The following is a 24127-nucleotide window of genomic DNA, read 5'->3' as shown; positions in this document are numbered from 1 at the left end:
GAGGCAGGAATGGCCTGGCAGGCTGAAACGGTGGGGCCGGTGTCGCTGCGCAAGCGCGACGGGCGTCTGGTGGGGTTCGAGCTGGACAAGATCGGGCGTGCCATCGCGGCGGCCGGCGCCGCCACCGGCGAGTTCGCATCCCCGGTGGCGCAGGCGCTGGCCGACGGTGTTCGGCAGCAACTGGCGGCGCAGGCGACCGTCGAGGTCGAGCAGGTGCAGGATCGCGTCGAGCACGCGCTGATGGAGGCCGGCTACTTCGACACCGCGCGCGCCTACATCGTCTACCGCGAGCGCCACGGCCGGCTGCGCCGCGATCGCAAGGCCATCGTCGATGTCGCCGCCTCGATGAACGAGTACCTCAGCCGCGAAGACTGGCGCGTGCGCGCCAACGCCAACCAGGGCTATTCGCTCGGCGGGCTGATCCTCAACGTTTCCGGCAAGGTCACCGCCAACTACTGGCTGGACGAGGTCTACAGCCCGGAGATCGGCGCCGCCCATCGCGAGGGCGACCTGCACATCCACGACCTGGACATGCTCGCCGGCTACTGCGCCGGCTGGTCGCTGCGCACGCTGCTCAACGAGGGCTTCAACGGCATTCCCGGGCGGGTCGAGGCGGGGCCGCCGAAGCATTTGTCCAGCGCCCTCGGGCAGATGGTCAACTTCCTCGGCACGCTGCAGAACGAGTGGGCCGGCGCGCAGGCGTTCAGCTCCTTCGATACCTATCTCGCGCCCTTCGTGCGCAAGGACCGCCTCGGCTACGACGAAGTGCGCCAGGCCATCCAGGAGTTCATCTACAACCTCAACGTGCCGTCGCGCTGGGGTACGCAGACGCCCTTCACCAACCTGACCTTCGACTGGGTCTGCCCGCAGGACCTGCGCGAGCAGATTCCCTATATCGGCGGCGAGGAGATGCCCTTCGCCTACGGCGAGCTGCAGGCCGAGATGGAGCTGATCAACCGCGCCTACATCGAGGTGATGCAGGCCGGCGACGGCCTCGGCCGGGTGTTCACCTTCCCGATCCCGACCTACAACATCACCCACGATTTCCCCTGGGACAGCGAGAACGCCGGGCGGCTGTTCGAGATGACCGCGCGCTACGGCCTGCCGTACTTCCAGAACTTCCTCAATTCGGACATGCAGCCCAACCAAGTGCGCTCCATGTGCTGCCGCCTGCAGCTGGACGTGCGCGAACTGCTCAAGCGCGGCGGCGGGCTGTTCGGCTCGGCCGAGCAGACCGGCTCGCTCGGCGTGGTGACCATCAACTGCGCGCGCCTGGGTTACCTGCACGCCGGCGACAAGGCGGCGTTGCTGGAGCACCTGGATGCGCTGCTGGACATGGCGCGGCAGAGCCTGGAGGTCAAGCGCAAGGTCATCCAGCACCACATGGATGCCGGGCTCTATCCGTACACCAAGCGTTACCTCGGTACCCTGCGCAACCACTTCTCCACCATCGGCGTGAACGGCCTGCACGAGATGCTGCGCAACTTCACCGATGACAGCGAGGGGCTGCACACCGCGGCCGGCCGCGCGCTGGCCATCGAGCTGCTCGATCACGTGCGGGCGCGGCTGGTGCAGTTCCAGGAGGACACCGGGCATCTGTACAACCTCGAGGCGACGCCGGCCGAAGGCACCACCTACCGCTTCGCCAAGGAGGACAAGAAGCGCTTCCCCGACATCCTCCAGGCCGGTACGGCCGAGGCGCCGTACTACACCAACTCCTCGCAGCTGCCGGTGGGCTTCACCGACGATCCGTTCGAGGCGTTGGCGCTGCAGGACGAACTGCAGTGCAAGTACACCGGCGGCACCGTGCTGCACCTGTACATGGCCGAGCGGATTTCCTCGGCCGAGGCCTGCAAGAAGCTGGTGCGCAATGCCCTGTCGCGCTTCCGCCTGCCGTACCTGACGGTGACGCCGACCTTCTCGATCTGCCCGGTGCACGGCTACCTGGCCGGCGAGCACGAGTTCTGCCCGAAATGCGACGAGGTGCTGCTGCAAAAACAGCAGGATTGCTGCGCCTGATCACTTGTAGGAGCCCGCTTGCGAGCGATGCTTTCTGCAACTGCCAACGCTCGCCGCAAGCGGGCTCCTACGACTCTTCTCTTTCACCCAAGCAATGGAGCGACACCATGAGCCAAGCGACCCAACTGCCCGAAAACCAACGCCAGCGCTGCGAAGTCTGGACCCGCGTGATGGGCTATCACCGCCCGGTCGCCGCCTTCAATCCGGGCAAGCAGTCCGAGCATCGCGAGCGGCTGCATTTCACCGAAGCGGCGGCGCGGTGACCGCAGCACTGCGCGTCGGGGGGCTGGTCCCCCTGACCACCCTGGATTTTCCCGATCATCTGGCCTGCGTGCTGTTCTGCCAGGGCTGCGGCTGGCGCTGCCGCTACTGTCACAACCCGCAGCTGATTCCCGCCTGTGGCGGCGAGGAAAAGCCCTGGGCGGAGATTCTCGCCTTCCTCGAGCAGCGCGTCGGCCTGCTCGAGGCGGTGGTATTCAGCGGCGGCGAGCCGACCCTGCAGAGCGCGCTGCCGGAGGCCATCGCCCAGGTGCGGGCGCTGGGCTACAAGGTCGGGCTGCACAGCGCCGGGATCAAGCCGAAGCTGTTCGCCCAGGTGCTGCCGCTGGTGGACTGGGTCGGTTTCGACGTCAAGGCACTGCCCGAACAGAGCACGGCGATCACCGGTGTCGAGGGCAGCGGCAAGGCCAACTGGAAGAGCCTCGAACACCTGCTGGCCAGTGGCGTCGAGCATGAGTGCCGAACCACCGTGCACTGGCAGCTGTTCGATGCGAACACGCTTTGGGACATGGCCCAGCGCTTGCGTCGGCTGGGTGTCGAGCGCTTCGCCGTGCAGTGCGTGCGCACCGCGCGGATGCTCGACGACAGCCTCGCCGACAGCCGCGCGCCGTACGATCAGCAACGCCTGTGGGAGCGCCTGGACAGGTTGTTTCCGTCGTTCGTGGTCCGTGGCTAAGTGGTGTAGGTTGGGGCGAGGTGCGACTTGCTCGTTGGGCTTCGCTGCGCTCAACCCAACCTACCTGCTGGCCTGAAGCAGGGTGGGGCTCAGCTCCAGCCCCAGAACTGCAGCCACCAGCCATAGCCCACCAGCGCGCAGCCGGCGCCGACGCAGGCGAATGCCAGCAGGCGGCGCAGGCCGTTGGCGCCGTGGCGGCCGATGACGTTCCAGGCCAGGTACAGGCTCCAGGCCACGGCGCCGATCAGCAGCGCCGCGCGTGCCGGCTGCGCCCAGGCCAGCAGGAAGCCTTCGTAGCGCAGCAGTTTCACCGTGGTGGCGGACAGGCCGAGGAACAGCCCGGCGCCGCCGAGTGGCGTCAGGGCCAGGGCCAGGTGCTGGAAGACGTTGTCGCCCCGGCGCATCAAGCGCACCGCGCCGCGCAGCAGCAGCCACAGCGCGCCGCCGACCAGCAGCGAGCTGCCGAAGATGTAGGCCAGGATCACCGCGCCGTCGAGCCAGGTGAAGGCGTCGTTGGCCTGCGGATAATGGGTCAGCAGCCACCAGGGCGCGTTGGCCTCCAGCGGCCAGAAGATGTCGCGTTCCACCAGCCATTCCGCCGCCGCCTGCTTGAGGGCGATGAACCAGGGGCTGACCGTCCACTGGAAGGCGCCCATGGCCAGGCCGATCATGCCGAACAGCAGCAGCGTGCTGTCCCAGTGATCGCCCTTGTGCTGGCCGCCGACGATGAGGATTTCCGTGTTGGGCGAACGCGCGCTCAACTGCACGGCGCCGCGCTGACCGCTGCAACGGCCGCAGGCATGGCAATCGGCGTTGCCCTGCATGCGGCGGATGTCGATCAAGGGCGCACAGTTGGGCGTCGGCAGATGCGGTTCGCGGTTCTCCAGCCAGCGTTGTTCGTCGACCTTGTAGTGCACCGGCGCCAGCCGGGCGAGCAGGGCGAACACGCCGCTGACCGGGCACAGGTGGCGACACCAGACGCGCTTGCCGCGGCCGTAGAGAAAGCCCACCAGCATCGCCGCGACGGTGGAGCCGCCGAGGATCAGCAGCGCCGCCTGGGCGTAGTCGTAGACGCTGATCAGCTGGCCATAGACGGTGGTGAGAATGAAGGCGATGGTCGGCCAGCCGCTCCAGCGGATCCAGCGCGGCGTGCGCTTGTTAAGCCCGCGCCAGCTGATCCACTCGCTGAGCGAGCCCTCCGGGCAGAGCACGCCGCACCACAGGCGGCCGAAGAAGATCATCGACAGCAGCACGAACGGCCACCACAGGCCCCAGAAGATGAACTGCGCCAGCAGCGTGAGGTTGTCGAGCATGCCTGCCTGGGCCGGCGGCAAGTCGAGGAAGGCGGGGATCACCAGCAGGGTCAGGTAGAAGCCGACCACCAGCCACTGCAGCGTGCGAATGGCCTTCGCATGCTGGCGCAGCAGATCGCCGAGTCGCGCCAGCCACGGCGCCTGGGTGATCACACCGGCCTCGCGGCCAGCTGTGCCTGTGGCCTCGGAGTGAGCCAGAACCATGCCGAGAGCCAGTACAGGCCCAGGATCAGCGCGGCCGCCAGCGAAGGCATGGCGCGATAGCCGGTGAGGCCGGCGAGCGTGCCGCCCAGCGCACTGCCGTCATCCAGCAGGGCGGAGGTATCCCAGAGCGGATCGCCGAAGACGGTATAGAGCAGTTCCGGCACGTCCATGCCCATCAGTTGGCCGCTGAAGCGGTCGAGCGCGGCCATCAGCAGGGCCCCGCCGAGCAGCAGCAACATCACTTCGCTGACCTGGAAGAAACGCCGCCAGCTGAAGTAGCGGCTGCCGGCCTGCAACACGGCGTAGCTGAGCAGGGCGAGAGCGAAGCCCAGCACGCCGCCGATGACGAACCCGGCGAGGTCCTGGCCCTGCTGCTGGTTGCCGATACCGTAGAGAAACACCACCGTCTCGCTGCCTTCGCGGCCGACCGCGAGCATGGCGAGCAGCAGCAGGCCGATGCCGCTGCCCTGGCCGAGCTTTTCCGCCGCGCTGTTCTGCAGGCTGCTCTTCAGGGTACGGCCGTGACGGTGCATCCAGCCGACCATGTGCAGGATCAGCACGCTGGCGGCCAGCAGCATCGCGCACTGGAACCATTCGCCCGCGCTGCCGGCGAGCCAATCCCCGGCCTGCAGGATGCCCCAGCCCAACGCGCTGGCCAGGCCCAGACCGGCGGCTACGCCCGCCCAGAGCATGCGCAGCGCGCCGGCCGCGCCCGGTTGCTGGCGCAGCCAGGCATGCAGGATGCCGATGACCAGCAGGGCCTCGATGCTTTCACGCCAGACGATGAACATGGATTGGCCCATGGGTGTGCTCCTCGCTACTTGCTTACTACTTGGCGATGATCTCGCCTTCGGGAAGATCCATATGGAATTCGTCGAAGAACGGGTAGCGGCCCGGTTTCAGCGGATGGATCACGACGAAGGAGGTCACGCCCGGCGACAGCACCTTCTCGATGCGCAGCGGCGTGCTCTCGAATTCGGTCGGTCCGCTGCCGGCGTTGTGCACGATGATCTTGAAGCGCTGGCGGGCCGGTACCTCCAGGGTCGCCGGTTCGAAATGGCCATCGCGGATGGTCAGCTCATACGTCGGCAGGGCGGCCTGGACCGGGCCGGCGAGCCCGGCCAGCAGCGGCAGGACGCCGAGCAGCGTGCGCCCGGCGCGGCGCATCAGTAGCCACCCTTCTTGCCGATGCGGCATAGGTGAATTCGTAGTGCAGCTCGCAGCCTTCGAACCAGGGCGCGACGCCGGTCTCCTTGTCGGTGTGGCGGCCGAACATGTTATGCCCCGAGCCCGGCGGCAGGATCTTGTAGGTCAGCTGGTACTTGCCGGGGCCGAGCAGCTTGACGTTGTCGCCGTAGTGCGGCCCGTCGTTGGCCACCATCGGGTGGAAGTCGCCCTCGACCACTTGCTCCGAACCGCTTTTGCGCAGCTCGTAGCGGATGCTCAGGTAGGGGACGAAGCTGCCTTCCTGCCAACCGTTGCGGTTGTCCTCGGTGGCGCTGATGTCCGCCTCCAGGTGCACGTCGGATTCCGCCGCGGCACGCATCATGCCCGGTGGGTCCATTTCGACCGGCTGCAAGTACACTGCGCCGATTTCCATGCCGCCACACTGCTGTGGCTCGCCGATGGGATATTCCTTCGCCTGGGCGAGCGGGGTGAGGAGCAACGAGGTGATGGCCAGGGTGGCGGGAATGCGCATTGGAGCCTCCGGAAACGGGAAATGACGGAGCGAGGGTCGCACTTGCGGCTCCGAATGATAATGATTCGCGTCAATTTATGAAGAAATATTTTGTTACGGCCGCTCCGCAATGCGCGGTGTTTGCCAGCAGAACGCCACAATGGCGGGCGTTGCACGCCAAGGTGCGGCGTGTCGTCACAGGCGCGCCGCGGGCGGGGCGTACGGCGCTTCGGCGAACCTGCGGGCGCCAGTTCCTCTAAGATATTGCACCTTTCGCATCCGGGGACTCCATGCAACCGCCCGTTCCGCTCGACGCCCGCACCGCCCGAATCCTGCCGTGGCTGGTGGCCATCGCCTTCTTCATGCAGACCCTGGACGGCACCATCCTCAACACCGCGCTGCCGGCGATGGCGCGCGACCTGGCCGAGGACCCGCTGCGCATGCAGGGCGTGGTCATCGCTACATGCTCACCGTCGCGCTGTTGATCCCGGCGTCCGGCTGGATCGCCGACCGTTTCGGCAGCCGGCGCATTTTCGTCGTCGCCATCGTGCTGTTTTCCCTGGGCTCGCTGTTCTGCGCGCTGTCGACCAGCTTCAACCAGCTGGTGACTTCCCGCGTCCTGCAAGCCCTTGGCGGCGCGCTGATGCTGCCGGTGGGGCGGCTGGTGGTGCTGCGCGCCTTCCCGCGCAGCGAGTTCGTGCGGATCATGGCGTTCATCGCGCTGCCGGGGCTGGTCGGTCCGCTGCTGGGGCCGACCCTCGGCGGCTGGCTGGTGGAGTACGCATCCTGGCACTGGATCTTCCTGATCAACCTGCCGGTGGGCGTGGTCGGTTGCCTTGCCGCGTTGCGCTTCATGCCGGACCTCAAGGGCGCCGAGCGGGTGCGTTTCGATAGCCTGGGGTTCCTGCTGTTCGGTGCGGCGATGGTGCTCATCACCATCGCCCTGGAGGGGCTCGGCGAGTTGCACATGCCGCATGCGCGGGTCACGTTGCTGCTGTTCGGCGGCGTGGCCTGCATGACCGCCTACTGGTTGCGCGCCGGGCGCATCGATGCCCCGCTGTTCAGCCCCGCGCTGTTTCGTACGCGCAGCTTCGCCGTGGGCATCTTCGGCAACCTGTTCGCCCGTCTGGGCGGCGGGGCGCTGCCGTTCCTGCTGCCGCTGCTGTTGCAGGTGGCGCTGGGCTATTCGCCGGCGCAGGCGGGCATGAGCATGATCCCGCTGGCACTGGGCGCCATGGCGGTGAAGTCGCTGGCCAAGCCGATCATCGATCGCCTCGGCTACCGTCGGCTGCTGATCGGCAACACGCTATTGCTCGGCTGCCTCATCGCCAGCCTGGCGACCATCAGCGGGCAGACGCCGACCTGGTTCCTGCTGCTGCACCTGGGCCTGATCGGCATGGTCAACTCCATGCAGTTCACCGCGATGAATACCGTGACCCTGGTCGGCCTCAGCAATGCCGACGCCAGTAGCGGCAACAGCCTGCTCTCGGTGGTGGTGCAACTGTCGATGAGCCTCGGCGTGGCCACCGCCGGTGCGCTGCTCGGGGGCTTCACGGTGAGCGGGGCGCAAGGCGACGAGGTGCTCCGGGCGTTCCAGCTGACCTTCCTCAGCGTCGGCGCCATGGCCATGCTGGCGGCGGCGCTGTTCCTGCAGTTGGACAGCCGTGACCCCAGTCATTCCGAGGAAAGGCGCCCGGTCGACGTCGCCGAGTGAGCCGGCTGCCGCTGCTCGGCGTCGCGCCGGTGCTGGCGGGGTGACGCCGATGGGCAAGGAAATGCCGGCTGTTGGGGAGTCGATCCGGTCCGATGCCAGTCGAAACAAGACGAGCATGCCTGCTAAGCGGAAACAGCGAGAGCGCGATGAGCCGAACGCGTGGACTTCTCCTAGGATTGCTGGGCGGCGTGGCGGTGCTGGCCGTGGCGCTGGTCGTGTTGCTGGCCACCTTCGACTGGAACCTGCTCCGGCCCACCCTCAACGAACGGGTGTCCGATATCCTCGGCCGGCCGTTCGCCATCCAGGGCGAGCTGGACCTGCGCTGGCAGCGCGATCGCGAACGGCCGGGCTGGCGCGCCTGGCTGCCGCAGCCGACCCTGACCGCCGAGGACATCACCCTGGGCAATGCCGAATGGGGCCAGGCGCCTTATTTCATTCACCTGGATAGCGTCGCGGCGGAGCTGCGTCCGCTGGCGCTGCTGGGCAAGCGCGTGAGCATCCCGGCCATCACCTTGGGCGGGCCGTCGGCGCATCTCGAGCGGCTCGCCGACGGCCGCGCCAACTGGACCTTCGAGAAGCTGGCCGCCAGCGACGAGGCGGCGGACGAGAAGCCTTCGGCCTGGGTGCTGGACATCGGCACCATCGGCTTCGACCAGGGCAGCGTCAGCCTCGACGACCCGCTCGCGCGCGCCCAGTTGCAACTGAACGTCACCCCGCTGGGCGAGCCGGTGCCCTACAGCCAGATTCTCGGCGCGGCCCAGGGCGAAGGGAGCGGGGAGGGGCAGGTGCAGGGCGCGGTGACCCAGGACTACGCCTTCGCCTGGAACGCCAAGGGCCGCTACGCTGGCCAGCCGCTGGCCGGCGAGGGCCGTGTGGGTGGCCTGCTGGCCTTGCAGGATGCGACATTGCCCTTCCCGCTGCAGGTCGACCTGCGCGCCGGCAAGACCCGGGTGACGGTGGAGGGCACCCTGACCGACCCGCGCAACCTGGGCGCGCTGGACCTGCGCTTGCGCCTGTCCGGCGACAGCTGGGCAACCTCTACCCGCTGATCGGCGTGACCCTGCCCGACACTGGCGCCTATGCCACCGACGGCCGCCTGCGTGCCGACCTGCAGGACCCGGACGGCGCCGCGTTCCACTACCAGGACTTCAACGGCCGTATCGGCGGCAGCGACATTCGCGGCGATCTCAGCTACGTCGCCGGCGAGCCGCGCCCCAAGCTGAGCGGCGAGCTGACCTCCAACCAGTTGCGTTTCGCCGACCTGGCGCCGCTGATCGGCGCCGATTCCGAGCAATCGCGCCAGGCGCGCGGCGCCACCGGCAAGCAGCCGGCGGCCAAGGCGCTGCCGGTGGAAGCGTTCCGCACCGACCGCTGGCGCGACATGGACGCCGACGTGCGCTTCGTCGGCAAGCGCATCGTCCACGACGAAGCCCTGCCATCCGGGACCTGAACGCCCATGTGCTGCTCGACGACGGCGTATTGCGCCTGCAGCCGCTGAGCTTCGGCCTGGCCGGCGGCCGCCTGGAAACCGATGTGCGCCTGGACGGGCAGCGCACGCCGCTGGCCGGCCGGGTGCGGCTGGAGGCCCGCTCGCTCAAGCTGCGCCAGCTGTTCCCCACCGTCGAGACCATGCAGAAAAGCCTCGGCGAGCTGAATGGCACGGCTGCCCTGCAGGGCACCGGCAACTCCGTCGCCGCCTTGCTCGGCAGCGCCAACGGCGAGCTGCGCCTGCTGATGAACGATGGCACCGTGAGCCGCGGGCTGATGGAGCTGGCCGGGCTCAACGTCGGCAATTACCTGGTCGGCCGGTTGTTCGGCGACGAGGAGGTGCGGATCAATTGCGCGGTGGTCGACCTGGGCATGAAGGACGGCCTGGCCGCGCCCCGGCTGTTCGTGCTGGACACCGAGAACGCGGTGATCAACGTCACCGGCCAGGTCGACTTCAAGAGCGAAAACATCGACCTGGACGTGGTGCCGCGTTCCAAGGGCATCCGCATCATCTCGCTGCGCTCGCCGCTCTACGTTCGCGGCACCCTGAAGAATCCGCGCCCGGGTGTCCATGCCGGCCCGCTGGCGTTGCGCAGTGTGGGCCTGATCGTGCTGGGCAGCACCGTCGGTCCGGTGGCCGGCCTGCTCGCCCTGGTCGCGCCCAGCGGTGGCCAGGCGGACCAGTGCGGGCCGTTGCTGGAGCAGGTGAGAAAGCTGCCGGCCCGCTGAGCGCCCGCTACGCCCGCCCTTCGCCCGGATGGTTGAACGCAGGAAGTGTCGCACCACGGGCCGGTCCTCGCCCTGGTGAAAGCGCAGCACATCGGCCTGGATGTCGGCGTCCGCCTTGGATACCCGGTTGTGCTGGCGCAGATGCTCGGCCCAGGACTCGACCTGGAACCATTCGAGCATCAGCGTCGGGTCGGCCGTATCCTCGCTGATGCCCCAGGCGTAGGCGCCATCGCGGCGGCGTTCGGCCGACAGCCGGGCCAGCGCCTTGAGAAACTCGGCGCGATCTTGCGGAGCCACACGGTACTCGATCTGGATCAGCACCGGGCCCCGGTCATGCTCGACCGCGCCGCGGTCAGCGGCTCGGGCCAGTGCCGGGAGGGCATCAGGTCGGCCTCGCCCCTGGGCAGCTTGAGACGATGGGCGACCAGCCCCGCCACGACCAGCCCGCCGGCGCCGGCCAGCAGCGTGAAGGGGACGCCGATCAGCTCGGCCACCGCGCCCCAGCTCAGGCTGCCGGCGGTCATGGCGCCGTTGAACACAGTGAGGTACACCGCCAGCGAACGCCCGCGCACCCAGTTCGGCAGGATGGACTGTGCCACGCCGTTGAGCGTGGTCAGCGCGCTGATCCAGGCCGCGCCCAGCAACAGCAGGGCCGCCACCGCCGCCCACTTTGGCGGCGCGAAGGCGAGAAAGGCCATGACCGCCGCCGTCACCAGCGCCGCCAGCAGCAGCAGGCCGTCGGCACTCAGCCGTTCGCGTAGCTTCGGCATGACGATGGCGCCGACGATCGCGCCCAGGCCGACGGCACCGAGCAGGATGCCGTAGAAGCCGGCGCCACCGCCGAGCAGGCCGCGCGCCACCAGCGGCAGCAGCGCCCAGACCGAACTGGCCAGGGCGAAGAAGACGAAGGCGCGCACCAGCACGACATGCAGCTCGCGGCTGGCGCGGGCATAACGCAGCCCGGCACGGAAGGCGCCGGGGAAACGCTCGGCCAGCACATCCTGTTCCGCTTTCGGGCGCCGCCACCACAGCAGTGCGGCGATGACGAAGACGTAGCTGATGACGTCGACGCCATAGGTGAACGCCGCCCCCAGGCTGGCCAGGATCAGGCCGCCCATCGCCGGGCCGATGGCGCGGGCGATGTTGATGCCCAGCGAATTGAGTGCCACTGCGCTCTTGAGGTCCTTCTTCTCCACCAGCTCCGGGACGATGGCCTGCCAGGTCGGCCCCATCAACGCCGCGCCGATGCCGCCGAGGAAGGTCAGGGTCACCAGCGAGGCGATCGACTGCAGCCCGGCGAACGACAGCAGCATCAGGCAGACGCTGACGCTGGCCAGCAGGAGCTGGATGGCGATCAGCAGTCGGCGCCGGTCGAGGATATCGGACAGCACGCCGGCGGGAATCGCCAGCAGGAAGATCGGCAACGTCGCGGCGGCCTGTACCAGCGCGACGGCCGCCGGCGATGGCGACAGGTCGGTCATGATCCAGGCGCTGGCGACGTCGCGGATGAAGCTGCCGGTGTTGCCGATGATCGTCGCCACCCACAGGACGCTGAACAGCGTCTGCCGCAGCGGAGCGAAACTGCCGGCAGACGTGGACGCTGGTGCTGTCATGGATGCTGCACTCCTGATTGGTCATGCATCGAATAGTGGTTGCTCACCTGGAACCGCCGCCCGGCAGGAGCCTGCATGCGGCGGTCGCCGTGGCCCTGCCGGCACGCAGGTGCCGCGAAAACCGCACCTTGAGTATTGCCGCTCAGCTTGCGGCGTCCACCAGCACCAGCTCGGCATCCTCGCTGGCGCTGATACGGATGAGTTCCTCGCCGTGGATCGCGGCACCGTCGCGCGCCTGCAGCGCCACGCCGTTGACCGCGACCGTGCCCTTGGCCGGCACCAGGTAGCCATGACGGCTGGCGTCGGCGAAGCGGTACTCGAGCGTTTCCCCGGCCTTCAGCGTCGCGCCCAGCACCCGTGCGTCGGTGCGGATCGGCAGTGCGTCCTCGTCGCCGGCCACCCCGCTGGCCAGGGCCACGAACTGGCCGGAGCGATCGCCCTTGGGAAACGGCTTGGTGCCCAGGCCGGCGGCTCGCCGCTGCGGTCGGGAAAGATCCAGATCTGGAAGATCCGCGTGATGCCGGGCTCGAGGTTGTACTCGGAATGGCGAATGCCGGTGCCGGCACTCATCACCTGCACGTCGCCGGCCACGGTGCGGCCCTTGTTGCCGAGGTTGTCCTCATGGGTGATGGCGCCTTCGCGAACGTAGGTGATGATCTCCATGTCCGCGTGCGGGTGCGGCGGGAAGCCGCTGCCGGGCTGGATGGTGTCGTCGTTCCAGACCCGCAGCGCGCCCCAGTGCACGCGCTGCGGATCACGGTAACCGGCGAAGGAAAAGTGGTGCTTGGCATCGAGCCAGCCGTGGTTGGCTCCACCGAGGCTGTCGAAGGGGCGACGTTCGATCATGCTGTTCTCCAGGTCGAGTTCGTTTCGATGGAGTCACTATAGGCAGCGAAATGAATGCTGAGAATGGAATTGATGGAAAACCATTCTTTCCAATTTGTTGTCGCGTATGGCGGGTTTCATGCTGATCGTGGAGAATCCTATGGAATCCATGTGATCGGATCATTTCCAGGACTGCCATGAAAAAACTGCCGGATCTCGAAGCCTGGGCGATCTTCGCCACGGTCTCGGAAACGGGCTCCTTCGCCCGCGCCGCCGCCGAACTCGGCCTGTCGCAGGCCACCGTTTCCAAAGCCATCACGCGCCTGGAAGGGCGCATGAAAACCATGCTGTTCCATCGCACCTCGCGCCGCATGTCGCTGACCGAGAGCGGCCATGCCGCGCTGGAGCGCGCCGCGCGCATCCTCGCCGAGGGCGAGGCGGTCGAGGCCGAAGTGACCGAGCAGTCGACCAGCCTGCGCGGGCCCATCCGGATCGCCGCGCCGATGTCGTTCGGCGTCTCGCACCTGGGACCGGTGCTGCCGGAATTCATGGCGCGCCATCCCGACGTGGTACTCGATGCCCATTTCAGCGACGAACTGGTCGACCTGGTCGCCCAGGGCTTCGACCTGGCCCTGCGTATCTCGACCCTGGCCGATTCCAGCCTGCTGGCCCGCCGCCTGTGCACCGTGCGCATTCTGCTGGTTGGCGCGCCGGCCTATTTCGAGCGCCACGGGCGCCCCAGCCATCCACGCGAGCTGACCGGGCATCGCACACTGCAATACAGCTATTCACGCGGCGGCAGCAGCTGGCGCTTCCGCCATAAACGGCATGGCGAATTCGCCCAGGCAATTTCCGCATCGCTGCTGGCCAACAACGCCGAGGCCCTGGCGCCGGCCTTGCGGGCGGGGCTGGGCCTGGCGCTGCAGCCGGAATTCCTGGCCTGGAAGGACCTGCAGTCGGGCGCGCTGGAGACAGCGATGGACGACTGGCAGGTGGAGCCGATCGCCCTGCACATCGTGACTCCTCCGGGCCGCAGCCGCCCGGCCCGCGTGCAGGCGCTGATCGACTATCTGGCCGAACGCTTCGCCGCCGCGCCGTGGGCGCAGGTCGGTTAGGGGTTGGGGGCGGTTGCCGGCTGGAATGCAATTGAGGTGGCGCGGGGATAGCGCTTCACAGGCCATTTCCCACTCAGGGAAGACAAGCCCCTGGGATGACACCGCGAGTTTTCCTTCGCTTGTCTCGTCTGCAGACGCGGGTAAGTGGCCCGCGCCGAATCGGGAAATCCACTCGCCCGTCGATGACGGGTGTATGAAAACAGCATGGCAATAATGGAAAGAATGTAATTCGATTAATCGTATTCCGGAGGGGGAGAGCGCGGCATAAGCTGAGGCCATCGTAATCAGACGCCAACAGGAGGACGTCATGATCGAACGTCGCCCCTTCGACAGCCTCGGTGGAGCCAACCATGGTTGGCTCGATGCCAAACACCACTTTTCCTTCGCCGATTACCACGATGAGGCGCGCGTGCACTGGGGTGCGCTGCGGGTCTGGAACGACGACACCATCCAGCCCGGCAGCGGCTTCCCGCCGCACCCGCACGCGGACATGGAGATCATCACCTACGTCCGCGAAGGCGCCATCACCCACCAGGACAATCTCGGCAACAAGGGCCGCACCCTCGCCGGCGATGTGCAGGTAATGAGCGCGGGCACCGGCATTCGTCACTCCGAATACAACCTCGAACCCGGCATCACGCGGATCTTCCAGATCTGGATCTTTCCCGACCGCAGCGGCGAGCCGCCGGCCTGGGGCACCAAGCCCTTTCCCAAGGGCGATCGCTCCGGCCAGTTCGTCGCCCTGGCCAGCGGGGTGGCCGGCGACGAGGACGCACTGCCGATCCGCACCGACGCACGACTGCTCGGGGCCACGCTGAAGGCGGGGGCGACGGCCGAATACCGTTTCGCTGATGCCGAACGCTACGGCTATCTGGTCCCGGCCAGCGGCAAGGTCGAGGTCAACGGTGTGCGCCTCGATGCCCGCGATGGCGCGGCCATCAGTGGTGAGGAGGTGATCCTCGTCACTGCCCTCGAAGATGCCGAACTCGTGCTGGTGGACGCCGCCGGCTGAGTTTCCGCCTGGCGCAGGGGGAGCTGGCGGCGCCCCTTGCGTCACGCATTACCCGCCGCCTCTTGCGTTCCATGACTCCCAATCCGCTCCCATCAAAGGAGAAGCATCATGTCCAATAAATACCTCGAAGTGCTGACCCCGCAGAACAGCCAGCTCATCTTCATCGACCAGCAGCCGCAGATGGCCTTCGGCGTGCAGTCGATCGACCGCCAGGTGCTGAAGAACAACGTCGTCGGCCTGGCCAAGGCGGCGAAGGTGTTCGACATCCCCACCACCATCACCACGGTCGAGACCGAAAGCTTCTCCGGCCATACCTATCCCGAGCTGCTGGCCGTGTTCCCCGGCCACAAACTCCTCGAGCGCAGCTCGATGAACTCCTGGGACGACCAGAACGTGCGCGATGCGCTGGCCGTCGGCGCCGCCCAGGGCCGCAAGAAGATCATCGTCTCCGGCCTGTGGACCGAAGTCTGCAACCTCGGCTTCGCCCTGTCGTGCCTGCACGACACCGACTACGAGATCTACATGGTCGCCGACGCCTCCGGCGGCACCTCGGCCGACGCGCACAAGTACGCCATGGACCGCATGGTCCAGGCCGGCGTGGTGCCGGTGACCTGGCAGCAGGTGCTGCTGGAATGGCAACGCGACTGGGCGCGCCGCGACACCTACGACGCGGTGATGGACATCGTGCGCGAGCATTCCGGCGCCTACGGCATGGGTGTCGACTATGCCTACACCATGGTGCACAAGGCGCCCGAGCGCGTGCAGCACGGCGAGACCGTCGGCCCGAACCCGGCCCAGTAAGGCAGGCACAGGCACCGGGCACTGCCGCGAGCGCGGCAGCCGCCCGGCGTACTCCGCGCTCTGATCCGAGGTGAGCCATGAAGCTCTATGTTCTGTCCCTGGGCGCCGGTCTGCTCGTCGGCATCATCTACAGTCTATTGAGTGTCCGTTCTCCCGCGCCCCCGCTGGTGGCCCTGGTCGGCCTGCTTGGCATCCTGCTCGGTGAGCAGGTCATCCCGGTCGGCAAGCAGTTGTTGAATGGCAGCGCCTTCAGTGCCGCCTGCGACAAGGCCCGGGCAACCGACCACGTACTCGGTCAGTTGCCCGGCCGGAGCGCCGCAGGCAAGGCATCCGATGAGGACCGCGCATGAGCAAACCCCGTCCCCCTCGAGACTGCGGCGCAGTGGCGGGCTCGAGGGGGGGCGGGTGAAGGCAGTCGATTAATCAACTGGAGCCAAAACCCATGACATCCCGGCGAAAAGTTCTCGGTGCCGCGACGACGCTGGCGTCCGCGCTGGCGCTGAACAGCGTCCTGGGCCGCGGCGCGGTCGCTGAAGCATTCAGAAAAGGAGCGTCTTCCATGTCCGATTCCGTACCTGACGTCATCTTCCACAACGGCCGGATCACCACGCTGGATCGCAGCAACCCTGTCGCCAGCGCCGTTGCCATCAAGGACGGTCGCTTCCTGGCCATCGGCGGCGACGCGGAAATCCTCCCGCTGGCCGGCAGCGCCACGCGCGTCGTCGACCTCAGGCGCCGCAGCGTGCTGCCCGGCCTGTTCGACAACCACACCCACGTGGTCCGCGGCGGCCTGAACTACAACCTCGAATTGCGCTGGGACGGCGTACGCTCGCTGGCCGACGCGCTGGATATGCTCAAGCGCCAGGTCGCCGTCACGCCCGCGCCGCAATGGGTGCGCGTGGTCGGTGGTTTCACCGAGCACCAGTTCGTCGAGAAACGCCTGCCGACCATCGCCGAAATCAATGCCATCGCGCCCGACACCCCGGTGTTCCTGCTGCACCTGTACGACCGCGCGCTGCTCAATGGCGCGGCCCTGCGCGCGGTGGGCTATACCAAGGACACCCCGGAACCGCCGGGCGGCCAGATCACCCGCGACGCCAACGGCAACCCCACCGGCCTGCTGCTGGCCAAGCCCAACGCGATGATCCTCTATTCCACCCTGGCCAAGGGGCCGAAGCTGCCGTTCGACTACCAGGTCAACTCCACCCGCCACTTCATGCGCGAGTTGAACCGCCTGGGCGTGACCGGGGTGATCGACGCCGGTGGCGGTTTCCAGAACTACCCCGAGGACTACGAAGTCATCCAGAAGCTGGCCGATGAAGGCCAGATCACCGTGCGCCTGGCCTACAACCTGTTCACCCAGAAGCCCAAGGAAGAAAAGGAGGACTTCCTCAAGTGGACCTCCAGCGTGAAGTACAAGCAGGGCGACGACTACTTCCGCCACAACGGCGCCGGCGAGATGCTGGTGTACTCGGCGGCCGACTTCGAGGACTTCCGCGTCGAGCGGCCGGACATGCCGCCGCAGATGGAAGGCGAACTCGAGGAAGTGGTGCGCATCCTCGCGCAGAACAAGTGGCCGTGGCGCCTGCACGCCACCTATGACGAGACCATCACCCGCGCGCTGGACGTGTTCGAGAAGGTCAACCAGGACATTCCCCTGCAGGGCATCAACTGGTTCTTCGACCACGCCGAGACCATCTCGGAGAAGTCCATCGACCGCATCGCCGCGCTTGGCGGTGGCATCGCCGTGCAGCACCGCATGGCCTACCAGGGCGAATACTTCGTCGAGCGCTACGGCGCCCGCGCCGCCGAGGCGACGCCGCCGGTCAAGCGCATGCTGGAAAAGGGCGTGAAGGTCTCGGCCGGCACCGACGCCACCCGCGTGGCGTCCTACAACCCCTGGGTGTCGCTGTCGTGGATGATCACCGGCAAGACCGTCGGCGGCCTCGGCCTGTATCCGCGGGCCAACCTGCTCGACCGGGAAGAAGCGCTGCGCATGTGGACCGAGAACGTCGCCTGGTTCTCCAACGAGGAAGGCAAGCGCGGGCGTATCGAAGTGGGCCAGTTCGCCGACCTGATCGTGCCGAGCAAGGACTACTTCACGGTGCCCGAGGACGAGATCTCCTTCCTCACCTCGGACCTGACCGTGGTCGGCGGGCGCGTGGTCTATGGCGCCGGCGACTTCGGGCCGCTGGACGACAACCCGCTGCCACCGGCCATGCCCGACTGGTCGCCGACGCGCACCTTCAGGGGCTACGGCGCCTGGGGCGAGCCGGATGGCGCAGGGCGGAACTCGCTGGCGCCGGTACGCGCCCATGCTGCGGCCTCGTGCGGTTGCGCCAGTTCCTGCGGCCTGCATGGCCATGACCATGCCAGTGCCTGGGGCTCCAATGTGCCGGTATCGGACGCCAGGAGCTTCTTCGGCGCCCTGGGCTGTTCCTGCTGGGCCGTGTGAGGCACTCGCCCAACCGTTTGCCGGCGATCGGCGTTGTGCTGGAGCGATCGCCCGCAAGCGGGTTCCTACGAAGCGGTTCCGAAGCCCCATCCGGGCGGGCATAGGGGAGGGCGCTGGCCCGATTCCTGAGTCCGCCGGGCGGCCTTCAGGGCCAATGCCGGACCAATGAATACAGAACGATCTGCTGTGGTCGCCGCGACCACGGCATGGGTAACTTTTTTCGCAACCAACTGGAGTAACGCATCATGGAAAACCGTAATCACCCGCTCATTGCCGTCATTGGCCGTGTACTCATCGCGACATTGTTCCTGGTCAGTGGCTTCGGGAAACTGGCTGCGCCAGCCGGCACCATCGGCTATATCGCATCGGCCGGCCTGCCAGTGCCCACGCTGGGCTACGCAATTGCCTTGTTCGTCGAGATCGTGCTGCCGATCATGCTCGTGCTGGGCTACAAGACGCGCCTGACGGCAGCCATCCTGGCCGTGTTCTCGGTCGTGACGGCGCTGGTCTTCCACTTGCAGCTCAGCGACCAGAACCAGTCGATCCACTTCCTCAAGAACATCGTCGTCGCGGGTGGCCTGCTGCAGATCGTGGCCTTCGGCGGTGGTTTGCTGAGCCTGGACAGCCGGCGCAAGCGCAGCGCGCGCTGAACCTCGCGACCGTGCTCCTCATCGCATCGGCCTCGGGCGATGCTCATTGCTGCTAAGCGCTCGGTTTCGAGCCGTTGGAAGTTGTGAATCGATGAAACAGATATCTCTTGCCGTCCATGCCGCTGCCGCATGAGGTTCAGCTCGCCGATTGGTATAAATTTCACTCAGTTCTACTACCAGCAGCGGTTCTGACCGATGGCTTTCACCGAGGCGCTTCAATCATTGCTGGCCGAGCACGGGCTGGCCCTGCTGTTCTTCAACATCCTGTTGGAGCAGGCAGGATTGCCGATCCCCGCCTATCCGTCCCTGGTCGTGGCCGGGACGCTGGCGCAAGGCGGCAATGGGGCCTCGGTGGCCACTGTGTTCGGGCTTGCCATCCTGGCCTGCCTGATCGCCGACACGGTCTGGTTCTGGCTCGGGCGCCGGCATGGCACCTGGCTGATGCGCGGCATCTGCCGGGTCTCGCTGTCGCCGGACAGCTGCATCCGCAAGAGCACCCACCTTTATCGCCAGCTGGGGCCGCGGCTGTTGCTGATCGCCAAGTTCCTGCCCGGGGCGGGGGCCATGACCACGCTGATGGCGGGCACCTCCGGCACTCCGCTGGTGACCTTCCTGCTCTATGACGCCTCCGGTTCCGCCATCTGGGTCGCTTCGGCGCTGATGATGGGCATCGTTTTCGAGAACGCCGTGTGGGCCATCCTGGCGCTGTTCACCCGCTATGTGCTGCCGGGCACGCTTGTCGTGCTCGCCCTGTTCGCGGCCTTCCTGGCCTGGAAATGGGCGCATCGGGCACGCCTGATCCGGCGCAGCCACAAGGTGCCGCGGCTGCAGGTCGGCGACCTGCAGGCCCTGCAGTCCCAGGGGCTGCCGCATGTCCTGGTGGATGTACGCAGCGACCTCGGCGATGGCGAGGTGCGTATCCCCGGCGCCATTCACATGAGCCTCGACGCCAAGGCGCATGAACTGAACACGCTGCCTGCCGATGCCCTGGTGGTGGTCTATTGCGACTGCCCCAGCGAGGTGTCGGCGGCCTACCTGGCCGAACGCATCCGGGCGACGGGCCGTCCCCGTGTCTTCGCGCTGCAGGGCGGCATCCGTGCCTGGAGCGAGGCGCTGGCCAACCCGCCCGAATGAATGCTGCCACATGCCAGGACAAGGCCCTGGCATTTCACCCTCCCACAATCGGAGACACGCCATGCTGCTCAACGACTGGAGTCAAGTCTTCTCCCAAAACGAGAAGGCCGGAGCCGGGCTCGCCAGGAACAACCCGCAGATGAGGGAAGCCGGGCATGGATGCGGCGCCCCCGCTGCGATGTCGACGCTACCCGCGCACTGAAACGTCAACCGACCCTGGTGAAAGTGGAAAGCGTGCTATTCGATTCCCCCTGTTCTCGCATCCGCTTTGCACTCTTATGATCGTCGCCACAGAGCCTCTTGGCAGGGCCCGGCACCCCGTGGTGCCGCTGGCTTTGAGTTTCATCTTGACCGAACCCTTCGATAGGAAAACATCTGCATGAGTAATGCCTACATCAATGCCATCAAGAGTCGCCGCAGCCAGTACGCGCTGGGCAAGGATCTGCCGCTGCCGCAGGAAGAAGTCACCCTGCTGATCCAGGAGGCGATCAGGCTGTCGCCGTCCTCGTTCAACTCGCAAAGCTCGCGCGCGGTGATCCTGTACGGCTCCCAGAGCGACCTGTTCTGGGGCTTCGTGAAGGAAGAACTGCGCAAGATCGTGCCGGGCGATGCCTTCGCCACGACGGAAGCCAAGATCGACAGCTTCGCTGCCGGTGCCGGCACCGTCCTGTTCTACGAAGACCAGGACGTCATCGCCGGCCTGCAGAAGCAGTTCGCGACCTACGCCGACAATTTCCCGGTCTGGTCCGAGCAGGCCAGCGGCATCGCCCAGTTCTCCGTGTGGACCGCGCTGGCCAACGCCGGCGTCGGCGCCAGCCTCCAGCACTACAACCCGCTGCCCGATGCGGCCGTCGCCGCCGAATGGAACCTGCCGACCAGCTGGAAGCTGCGCGCCCAGATGCCTTTCGGTGCCAACAAGGGCGGCTTCGGCGAAAAGGCCTTCATCGACGACGAACAGCGGTTCCGCGTGTTCGCCTAAAAAGGCCGGGCGCCGCCGCTGCGCCACACTGCCCGGCACGACAAGACCCGCCATCACTGGCGGGTCTTGCGTATGTGGGGGACGGGTGGCTCAGAGCAGCAAGCTGCCAATCAGCGCCAGCAGGAAGGCGATACCGCCGAGAAGGGTCTCCATCACCGTCCAGGTCTTGAGGGTGGTTTTCTCGTCCATCTGCAGGAAGCGACTGACCAGCCAGAAACCGGAGTCGTTGACATGCGACAGCACGGTCGCACCACCGGCGATGGCGACGACGATGAAGCACAGGTCGTATTGGCTCAGGCCCGGCGTGGCGGCCACGGTCGGTGCCATCAGCGCGGCGGCAGTGGTCAGCGCCACGGTGGCCGAACCCTGCGCCACACGCAGGGCGGCGGAGATCAGGAAGGCCGCCACGATCACCGGCAGCCCGGTATCGGCCAGCAGTGACGACAGCGCATCGCCAATGCCGCTGGCACGCAGCACGCTGCCGAACATACCGCCGGCACCGGTCACCAGCACGATCGAACAGATCGGCCCGAGCGCACCCTCGCAGACCTTTTCCAGATGCCTGGGGGTGTAGCGCCCGCTGAATACCAGCAACGCGAAGAAGGTGGTGATCAGCAATGCCACGGGCGTCTTGCCGACCATGCGCAGCAGCTGCACCCAGCTATCGCCGGCCTCGACATGCCCCATGACCGTCAGCGTGTTGAGCCCGGTATCGAGGAAGATCAGCAGCAACGGCAGCAACAGGACGGCCAGTACCAGGGGGAAGCCGGGGGGCGTCACCGAGCTGTCGCGCTCGGTGTCGGTCAGAAAGGTCGCCGGCAGCTTTAGGTCGAAGCGCTTGCCGGCCCACTGGCCGAACAGGTAACTGCCGAGGTACCAGGTTGGCAGCGCGATGAGCGCCCCGATGATGACCAACAGGCCGATGTTCGCGCCGAGCAGATCGGCGGCGGCGACCGGGCCGGGATGCGGCGGCACCAGCGCATGCATCGCCGCGAAGGCGCCGGCGACCGGCAAGGCATACAGCAGGGTCGAGCCGCCGAAGCGCTTGGCCACGCTGAAGATGATCGGCAGCATCACCACCAGGCCGGCATCGAAGAAGATCGGGAAACCGAAGAGTAGCGCAGCAACCCCGAGCGCCAGCGGTGCGCGCTTCTCGCCGAAGGTGCCGATCAGCGTGTCGGCCAGCACCTGGGCGCCGCCCGTCACTTCGAGCAGACGCCCGATCATCGCCCCGAGGCCCACCAGCAGGGCGACCGCAGCCAGGGTATTGCCAAAGCCGCTCAGCAGCGTGGGAACGACCTGATCGAAGGGGATGTGCGTCGCCAGCGCGGTGACGATGCTGACCAGGACCAGCGCAAGAAAGGCATGCACCCTGAAGCGCATGATCAGCAGAAGCAGCAATGCGACGGCAGCGGTGGCGGTGAGCAGCAATACCGTGGCGTCGGGTGTGGAAGCCAGTGGGTTCATGGTCTACCTCATTATTCTTGTCGTAGAGGAATGGCAAGTGAACGAGTTGCGGTCAGGCCTGCCTCGCGAGGGCATCCATCGACTTCCACCAGCTTTCGGCCTGACGGCTGAGCTGGTCGACGGGCTGGGTGGCATCGAGCACCAGGGTCAGAGGCTCGACGGTTGGCGGCTCCAGGGCGGCGAACTGACTGTCGATCAGGCTGGCCGGCATGAAGTGATCGGGGCGGTTGGCGACTCGTTCACCCGCCGTTTCGCGGGTCAGCTCCAGGTAGACGAAGCCCAGGCCGGGGACCGCCTGGCGTAGCTGCCTGCGGTAGGCATGCCGCAACGCAGAGCACGTCAGCACCGCGCGCCCACCGTTGCGGGTCGCCTTGCACAGCTCTTCGCCGAGACGAGCCAGCCAGCCGGCACGATCATCGTCATCGAGGGGGATGCCCGAACTCATCTTGGCAATGTTGGCAGCGGGGTGAAATTGGTCACCTTCGATGAACGCGGCGCCGGTACGGGTCGCGATGGCATGACCGACGCTGCTCTTTCCACAGCCGGCGACACCCATGATCACCAGTGCATTGATGCTTGGTTGCATAGGTACGGTACCTCGTAAAAATAGCGCTATCTCAATGAGGTGGAGCGAGAGGGCGCTAAAGTACATTGTAGTTTTTGTCGTAACGGCAGCGAAAATGCCATCAACATGCCGCTATTGCTGGTTATGCTTGACGCTTTAGCGTTGCCACGCTGGAAAGACAGCGCTATCCTAGGTGGCATATTTCGTCTTGGCAAGAGCGGCAGGCCGGGAGGTCATGCGGGGTATCCGCCTTGGGGCGCGCCGAAGTCTTCTCTCGTGGCGCCCCGGCTGATTGCTTCGCAGGGCTCGCGATCCATGCGCCGAGTGCAGCAGAATAAAAACTATAGAACATGCGATATGTCCCCGATGAGCACTTCCAAAACAGGTAGAAGCACCCGCACGACCGGCCGGCCGACCCTCAATGAAGTCGCCCGCCACGCCGGCGTCAGCCCGATCACCGCGTCTCGCGCCCTGCGCGGCATCCCCAGCGTCGCCGAGGAGCTGGCACACAAGGTTCGCGAGGCCGCCAGCAAGCTGGGCTATGTGGTCAACCCGGCAGCCCGCGCGCTCGCCTCCTCGCACAGCCAGACCATTGCCGTGATCGTGCCGTCGCTGACCAACCAGTTGTTCGTCGAGACCCTGGAGGCCATCCACGATGTCATGCGCCCGCGCGGCCTCGAGGTGCTGATCGGCAACTCGCACTACTCGCGCGATGAAGAAGAAGACCTGATCCGCAATTACCTGGCATACCAGCCCCGCGGCATCCTGCTGACCGGCTTCGAGCGTACCGAGAGCGCCCGCCGCCTGCTCGATTCCAGCGGTATTCCCTGCGTCTACATGATGGACATCGATCCGGGCGCTGGCCTGCATTGCGTGGGTTTCTCCCAGGTACAGGCTGGCGCCAGCGCCGCCGAACACCTGGTCGCCAGAGGCCGCCGCCGCCTGGCCTTCGTCGGCGCCCAGCTGGATCAGCGCACCCTGCTGCGTGGTGAGGGCTTTCGCCGCGCCCTGCAGCGGGCCGGGCTCTACGACCCCGCTTTGGAAGTGCTGACGCCCCGGCGTTCGACCGTCGGCCTGGGCTGCGAGCTGTTCGCCCGCCTGGTCGCCGAGCATCCGGACCTGGACGGCATCTTCTTCGGCAACGACGACCTTGCCCAGGGCGCCCTGCTCGAAGCCCTGCGCCTGGGCATCCGCATTCCCGAGCAGATTTCGGTGCTCGGCTTCAACGACCTGCCCGCCTCGGCATTTTGCGTGCCGCGGCTCAGCAGCATCCGCACACCGCGTGAAGCGATTGGTCGCCGCGCCGCCGAGATGCTGCTTGCCTGATGGGCGGCCAGACGCTCCCTGAACAGGTACAGGATCTGGGCTTTGAGCTGATGCTGCGCGAGAGCACTTGAGCCTGACGCCATCG

General features: G+C 66.8%; 17 protein-coding genes and 6 pseudogenes. 15 read left to right on the top strand and 8 right to left on the bottom strand.

The annotated features are described in order from the left end of the window. The first annotated feature begins 9 nt into the window (after positions 1-9). The 3 genes from BAY1663_RS06660 to BAY1663_RS06650 all read left to right on the top strand — a co-directional run bounded on the left by BAY1663_RS06660 (position 10) and on the right by BAY1663_RS06650 (position 2974). Positions 10-2019 carry a ribonucleoside triphosphate reductase gene (locus BAY1663_RS06660; protein ID WP_037038820.1) on the top strand — a complete coding sequence of 670 codons (2010 nt, stop codon included), beginning with the start codon at positions 10-12 and terminating at the stop codon, positions 2017-2019. 107 nt (positions 2020-2126) lie between these two features. Further along, positions 2127-2282: an anaerobic ribonucleoside-triphosphate reductase gene (gene nrdD / locus BAY1663_RS06655; protein ID WP_037038817.1), complete on the top strand. Its 156-nt coding sequence runs from the start codon at positions 2127-2129 to the stop codon at positions 2280-2282. Next, a complete protein-coding gene (locus BAY1663_RS06650) occupies positions 2279-2974 on the top strand; it encodes an anaerobic ribonucleoside-triphosphate reductase activating protein (RefSeq protein ID WP_037038815.1) in 696 nt (231 codons plus the stop codon). Before nrdD ends, BAY1663_RS06650 begins: the two co-directional genes overlap by 4 nt. An 89-nt stretch (positions 2975-3063) precedes the next feature. On the opposite strand, the gene BAY1663_RS06645 is transcribed toward BAY1663_RS06650, so the two are convergent. From BAY1663_RS06645 to BAY1663_RS06630, 4 genes and pseudogenes are all read right to left on the bottom strand, one after another. Next, positions 3064-4440, bottom strand: a complete 1377-nt coding sequence (locus tag BAY1663_RS06645) for a 4Fe-4S binding protein (RefSeq protein WP_037038812.1) — start codon at positions 4438-4440, stop codon at positions 3064-3066. Then, positions 4437-5294, bottom strand: a complete 858-nt coding sequence (locus tag BAY1663_RS06640; protein WP_037038811.1) for an FTR1 family protein — start codon at positions 5292-5294, stop codon at positions 4437-4439. The genes BAY1663_RS06645 and BAY1663_RS06640 overlap by 4 nt, the downstream gene beginning before the upstream one ends. A 25-nt stretch (positions 5295-5319) precedes the next feature. Further along, positions 5320-5658: a cupredoxin domain-containing protein gene (locus BAY1663_RS06635; RefSeq protein WP_037038809.1), complete on the bottom strand. Its 339-nt coding sequence runs from the start codon at positions 5656-5658 to the stop codon at positions 5320-5322. After that, positions 5658-6190 (bottom strand): annotated as a pseudogene (locus BAY1663_RS06630) (iron transporter). Before BAY1663_RS06630 ends, BAY1663_RS06635 begins: the two are co-directional and overlap by 1 nt. Positions 6191-6459: 269 nt before the next feature. Between BAY1663_RS06630 and mdtD the strand changes: the two are divergent. Both mdtD and BAY1663_RS24740 read left to right on the top strand, forming a co-directional pair. After that, positions 6460-7883, top strand: a pseudogene (gene mdtD / locus BAY1663_RS06625) (multidrug transporter subunit MdtD). Between the two features lie 146 nt (positions 7884-8029). Beyond that, a pseudogene (locus BAY1663_RS24740) lies at positions 8030-10100 on the top strand (AsmA family protein). A gap of 96 nt (positions 10101-10196) precedes the next feature. Here BAY1663_RS24740 and BAY1663_RS24730 read toward each other — a convergent pair. Continuing rightward, positions 10197-11713 (bottom strand): annotated as a pseudogene (locus tag BAY1663_RS24730) (MFS transporter); the annotation flags it as partial. 142 nt (positions 11714-11855) lie between these two features. Further along, positions 11856-12559, bottom strand: a pseudogene (locus BAY1663_RS06610) (pirin family protein). A gap of 176 nt (positions 12560-12735) precedes the next feature. On the opposite strand from BAY1663_RS06610, the gene BAY1663_RS06605 reads away from it, so the two are divergent. The 9 genes from BAY1663_RS06605 (at position 12736) to BAY1663_RS06570 (ending at position 20684) form a co-directional block, all read left to right on the top strand. Then, positions 12736-13653: a LysR family transcriptional regulator gene (locus BAY1663_RS06605; protein ID WP_037038806.1), complete on the top strand. Its 918-nt coding sequence runs from the start codon at positions 12736-12738 to the stop codon at positions 13651-13653. A gap of 307 nt (positions 13654-13960) precedes the next feature. After that, positions 13961-14665: a pirin family protein gene (locus BAY1663_RS06600; RefSeq protein ID WP_037038804.1), complete on the top strand. Its 705-nt coding sequence runs from the start codon at positions 13961-13963 to the stop codon at positions 14663-14665. A gap of 108 nt (positions 14666-14773) precedes the next feature. Continuing rightward, positions 14774-15466 (top strand): hydrolase, encoded by a 693-nt coding sequence (locus BAY1663_RS06595; RefSeq protein WP_037038802.1) that lies wholly within the window; start codon positions 14774-14776, stop codon positions 15464-15466. 77 nt (positions 15467-15543) lie between these two features. Further along, positions 15544-15816, top strand: a complete 273-nt coding sequence (locus BAY1663_RS06590) for a XapX domain-containing protein (RefSeq protein WP_037038799.1) — start codon at positions 15544-15546, stop codon at positions 15814-15816. Positions 15817-15908: 92 nt separating this feature from the next. Beyond that, positions 15909-17921, top strand: a complete 2013-nt coding sequence (locus tag BAY1663_RS06585) for an amidohydrolase (protein WP_128576117.1) — start codon at positions 15909-15911, stop codon at positions 17919-17921. A gap of 245 nt (positions 17922-18166) precedes the next feature. Then, positions 18167-18571, top strand: coding sequence for a DoxX family protein (locus BAY1663_RS06580; protein WP_037038795.1), 405 nt, complete (start codon positions 18167-18169; stop codon positions 18569-18571). A 195-nt stretch (positions 18572-18766) separates the two neighbouring features. Further along, a complete protein-coding gene (locus BAY1663_RS06575; RefSeq protein ID WP_037038793.1) occupies positions 18767-19705 on the top strand; it encodes a VTT domain-containing protein in 939 nt (312 codons plus the stop codon). A 61-nt stretch (positions 19706-19766) separates the two neighbouring features. Continuing rightward, a complete protein-coding gene (locus BAY1663_RS24420) occupies positions 19767-19907 on the top strand; it encodes a hypothetical protein (protein WP_164838433.1) in 141 nt (46 codons plus the stop codon). Between the two features lie 177 nt (positions 19908-20084). Further along, positions 20085-20684, top strand: coding sequence for a nitroreductase family protein (locus BAY1663_RS06570; protein WP_037038791.1), 600 nt, complete (start codon positions 20085-20087; stop codon positions 20682-20684). Between the two features lie 90 nt (positions 20685-20774). On the opposite strand, the gene BAY1663_RS06565 is transcribed toward BAY1663_RS06570, so the two are convergent. Both BAY1663_RS06565 and BAY1663_RS06560 read right to left on the bottom strand, forming a co-directional pair. Further along, positions 20775-22151 (bottom strand): GntP family permease, encoded by a 1377-nt coding sequence (locus BAY1663_RS06565; protein ID WP_037038789.1) that lies wholly within the window; start codon positions 22149-22151, stop codon positions 20775-20777. A gap of 52 nt (positions 22152-22203) precedes the next feature. Beyond that, positions 22204-22737 carry a gluconokinase gene (locus tag BAY1663_RS06560; RefSeq protein WP_037038785.1) on the bottom strand — a complete coding sequence of 178 codons (534 nt, stop codon included), beginning with the start codon at positions 22735-22737 and terminating at the stop codon, positions 22204-22206. 345 nt (positions 22738-23082) lie between these two features. Here BAY1663_RS06560 and BAY1663_RS06555 point away from each other — a divergent pair. Continuing rightward, positions 23083-24113 (top strand): annotated as a pseudogene (locus BAY1663_RS06555) (LacI family DNA-binding transcriptional regulator). Positions 24114-24127 lie beyond the last annotated feature (14 nt).

It is taken from the genome of Pseudomonas sp. BAY1663 (genome assembly GCF_000582595.1).
Taxonomy (GTDB): domain Bacteria; phylum Pseudomonadota; class Gammaproteobacteria; order Pseudomonadales; family Pseudomonadaceae; genus Stutzerimonas; species Stutzerimonas stutzeri_AF.
The sequence above is the reverse complement of the archived record's forward strand: the minus strand, read 5'-3'. Positions and strand labels throughout refer to the sequence as shown.

Bases quoted from the DNA above. Each gene is read 5' to 3' on its own strand.
- BAY1663_RS24420 (WP_164838433.1), top strand. From the start codon at position 19,767: ATGCTGCTCAACGACTGGAGTCAAGTCTTCTCCCAAAACGAGAAGGCC.
- BAY1663_RS06560 (WP_037038785.1), bottom strand. From the start codon at position 22,737: ATGCAACCAAGCATCAATGCACTGGTGATCATGGGTGTCGCCGGCTGT.
- BAY1663_RS06595 (WP_037038802.1), top strand. From the start codon at position 14,774: ATGTCCAATAAATACCTCGAAGTGCTGACCCCGCAGAACAGCCAGCTC.
- BAY1663_RS06635 (WP_037038809.1), bottom strand. From the start codon at position 5,658: ATGCGCCGCGCCGGGCGCACGCTGCTCGGCGTCCTGCCGCTGCTGGCC.
- BAY1663_RS06605 (WP_037038806.1), top strand. From the start codon at position 12,736: ATGAAAAAACTGCCGGATCTCGAAGCCTGGGCGATCTTCGCCACGGTC.
- BAY1663_RS06575 (WP_037038793.1), top strand. From the start codon at position 18,767: ATGGCTTTCACCGAGGCGCTTCAATCATTGCTGGCCGAGCACGGGCTG.
- nrdD (WP_037038817.1), top strand. From the start codon at position 2,127: ATGAGCCAAGCGACCCAACTGCCCGAAAACCAACGCCAGCGCTGCGAA.
- BAY1663_RS06585 (WP_128576117.1), top strand. From the start codon at position 15,909: ATGACATCCCGGCGAAAAGTTCTCGGTGCCGCGACGACGCTGGCGTCC.
- BAY1663_RS06565 (WP_037038789.1), bottom strand. From the start codon at position 22,151: ATGAACCCACTGGCTTCCACACCCGACGCCACGGTATTGCTGCTCACC.
- BAY1663_RS06570 (WP_037038791.1), top strand. From the start codon at position 20,085: ATGAGTAATGCCTACATCAATGCCATCAAGAGTCGCCGCAGCCAGTAC.
- BAY1663_RS06600 (WP_037038804.1), top strand. From the start codon at position 13,961: ATGATCGAACGTCGCCCCTTCGACAGCCTCGGTGGAGCCAACCATGGT.
- BAY1663_RS06590 (WP_037038799.1), top strand. From the start codon at position 15,544: ATGAAGCTCTATGTTCTGTCCCTGGGCGCCGGTCTGCTCGTCGGCATC.
- BAY1663_RS06580 (WP_037038795.1), top strand. From the start codon at position 18,167: ATGGAAAACCGTAATCACCCGCTCATTGCCGTCATTGGCCGTGTACTC.
- BAY1663_RS06640 (WP_037038811.1), bottom strand. From the start codon at position 5,294: ATGGGCCAATCCATGTTCATCGTCTGGCGTGAAAGCATCGAGGCCCTG.
- BAY1663_RS06660 (WP_037038820.1), top strand. From the start codon at position 10: ATGGCCTGGCAGGCTGAAACGGTGGGGCCGGTGTCGCTGCGCAAGCGC.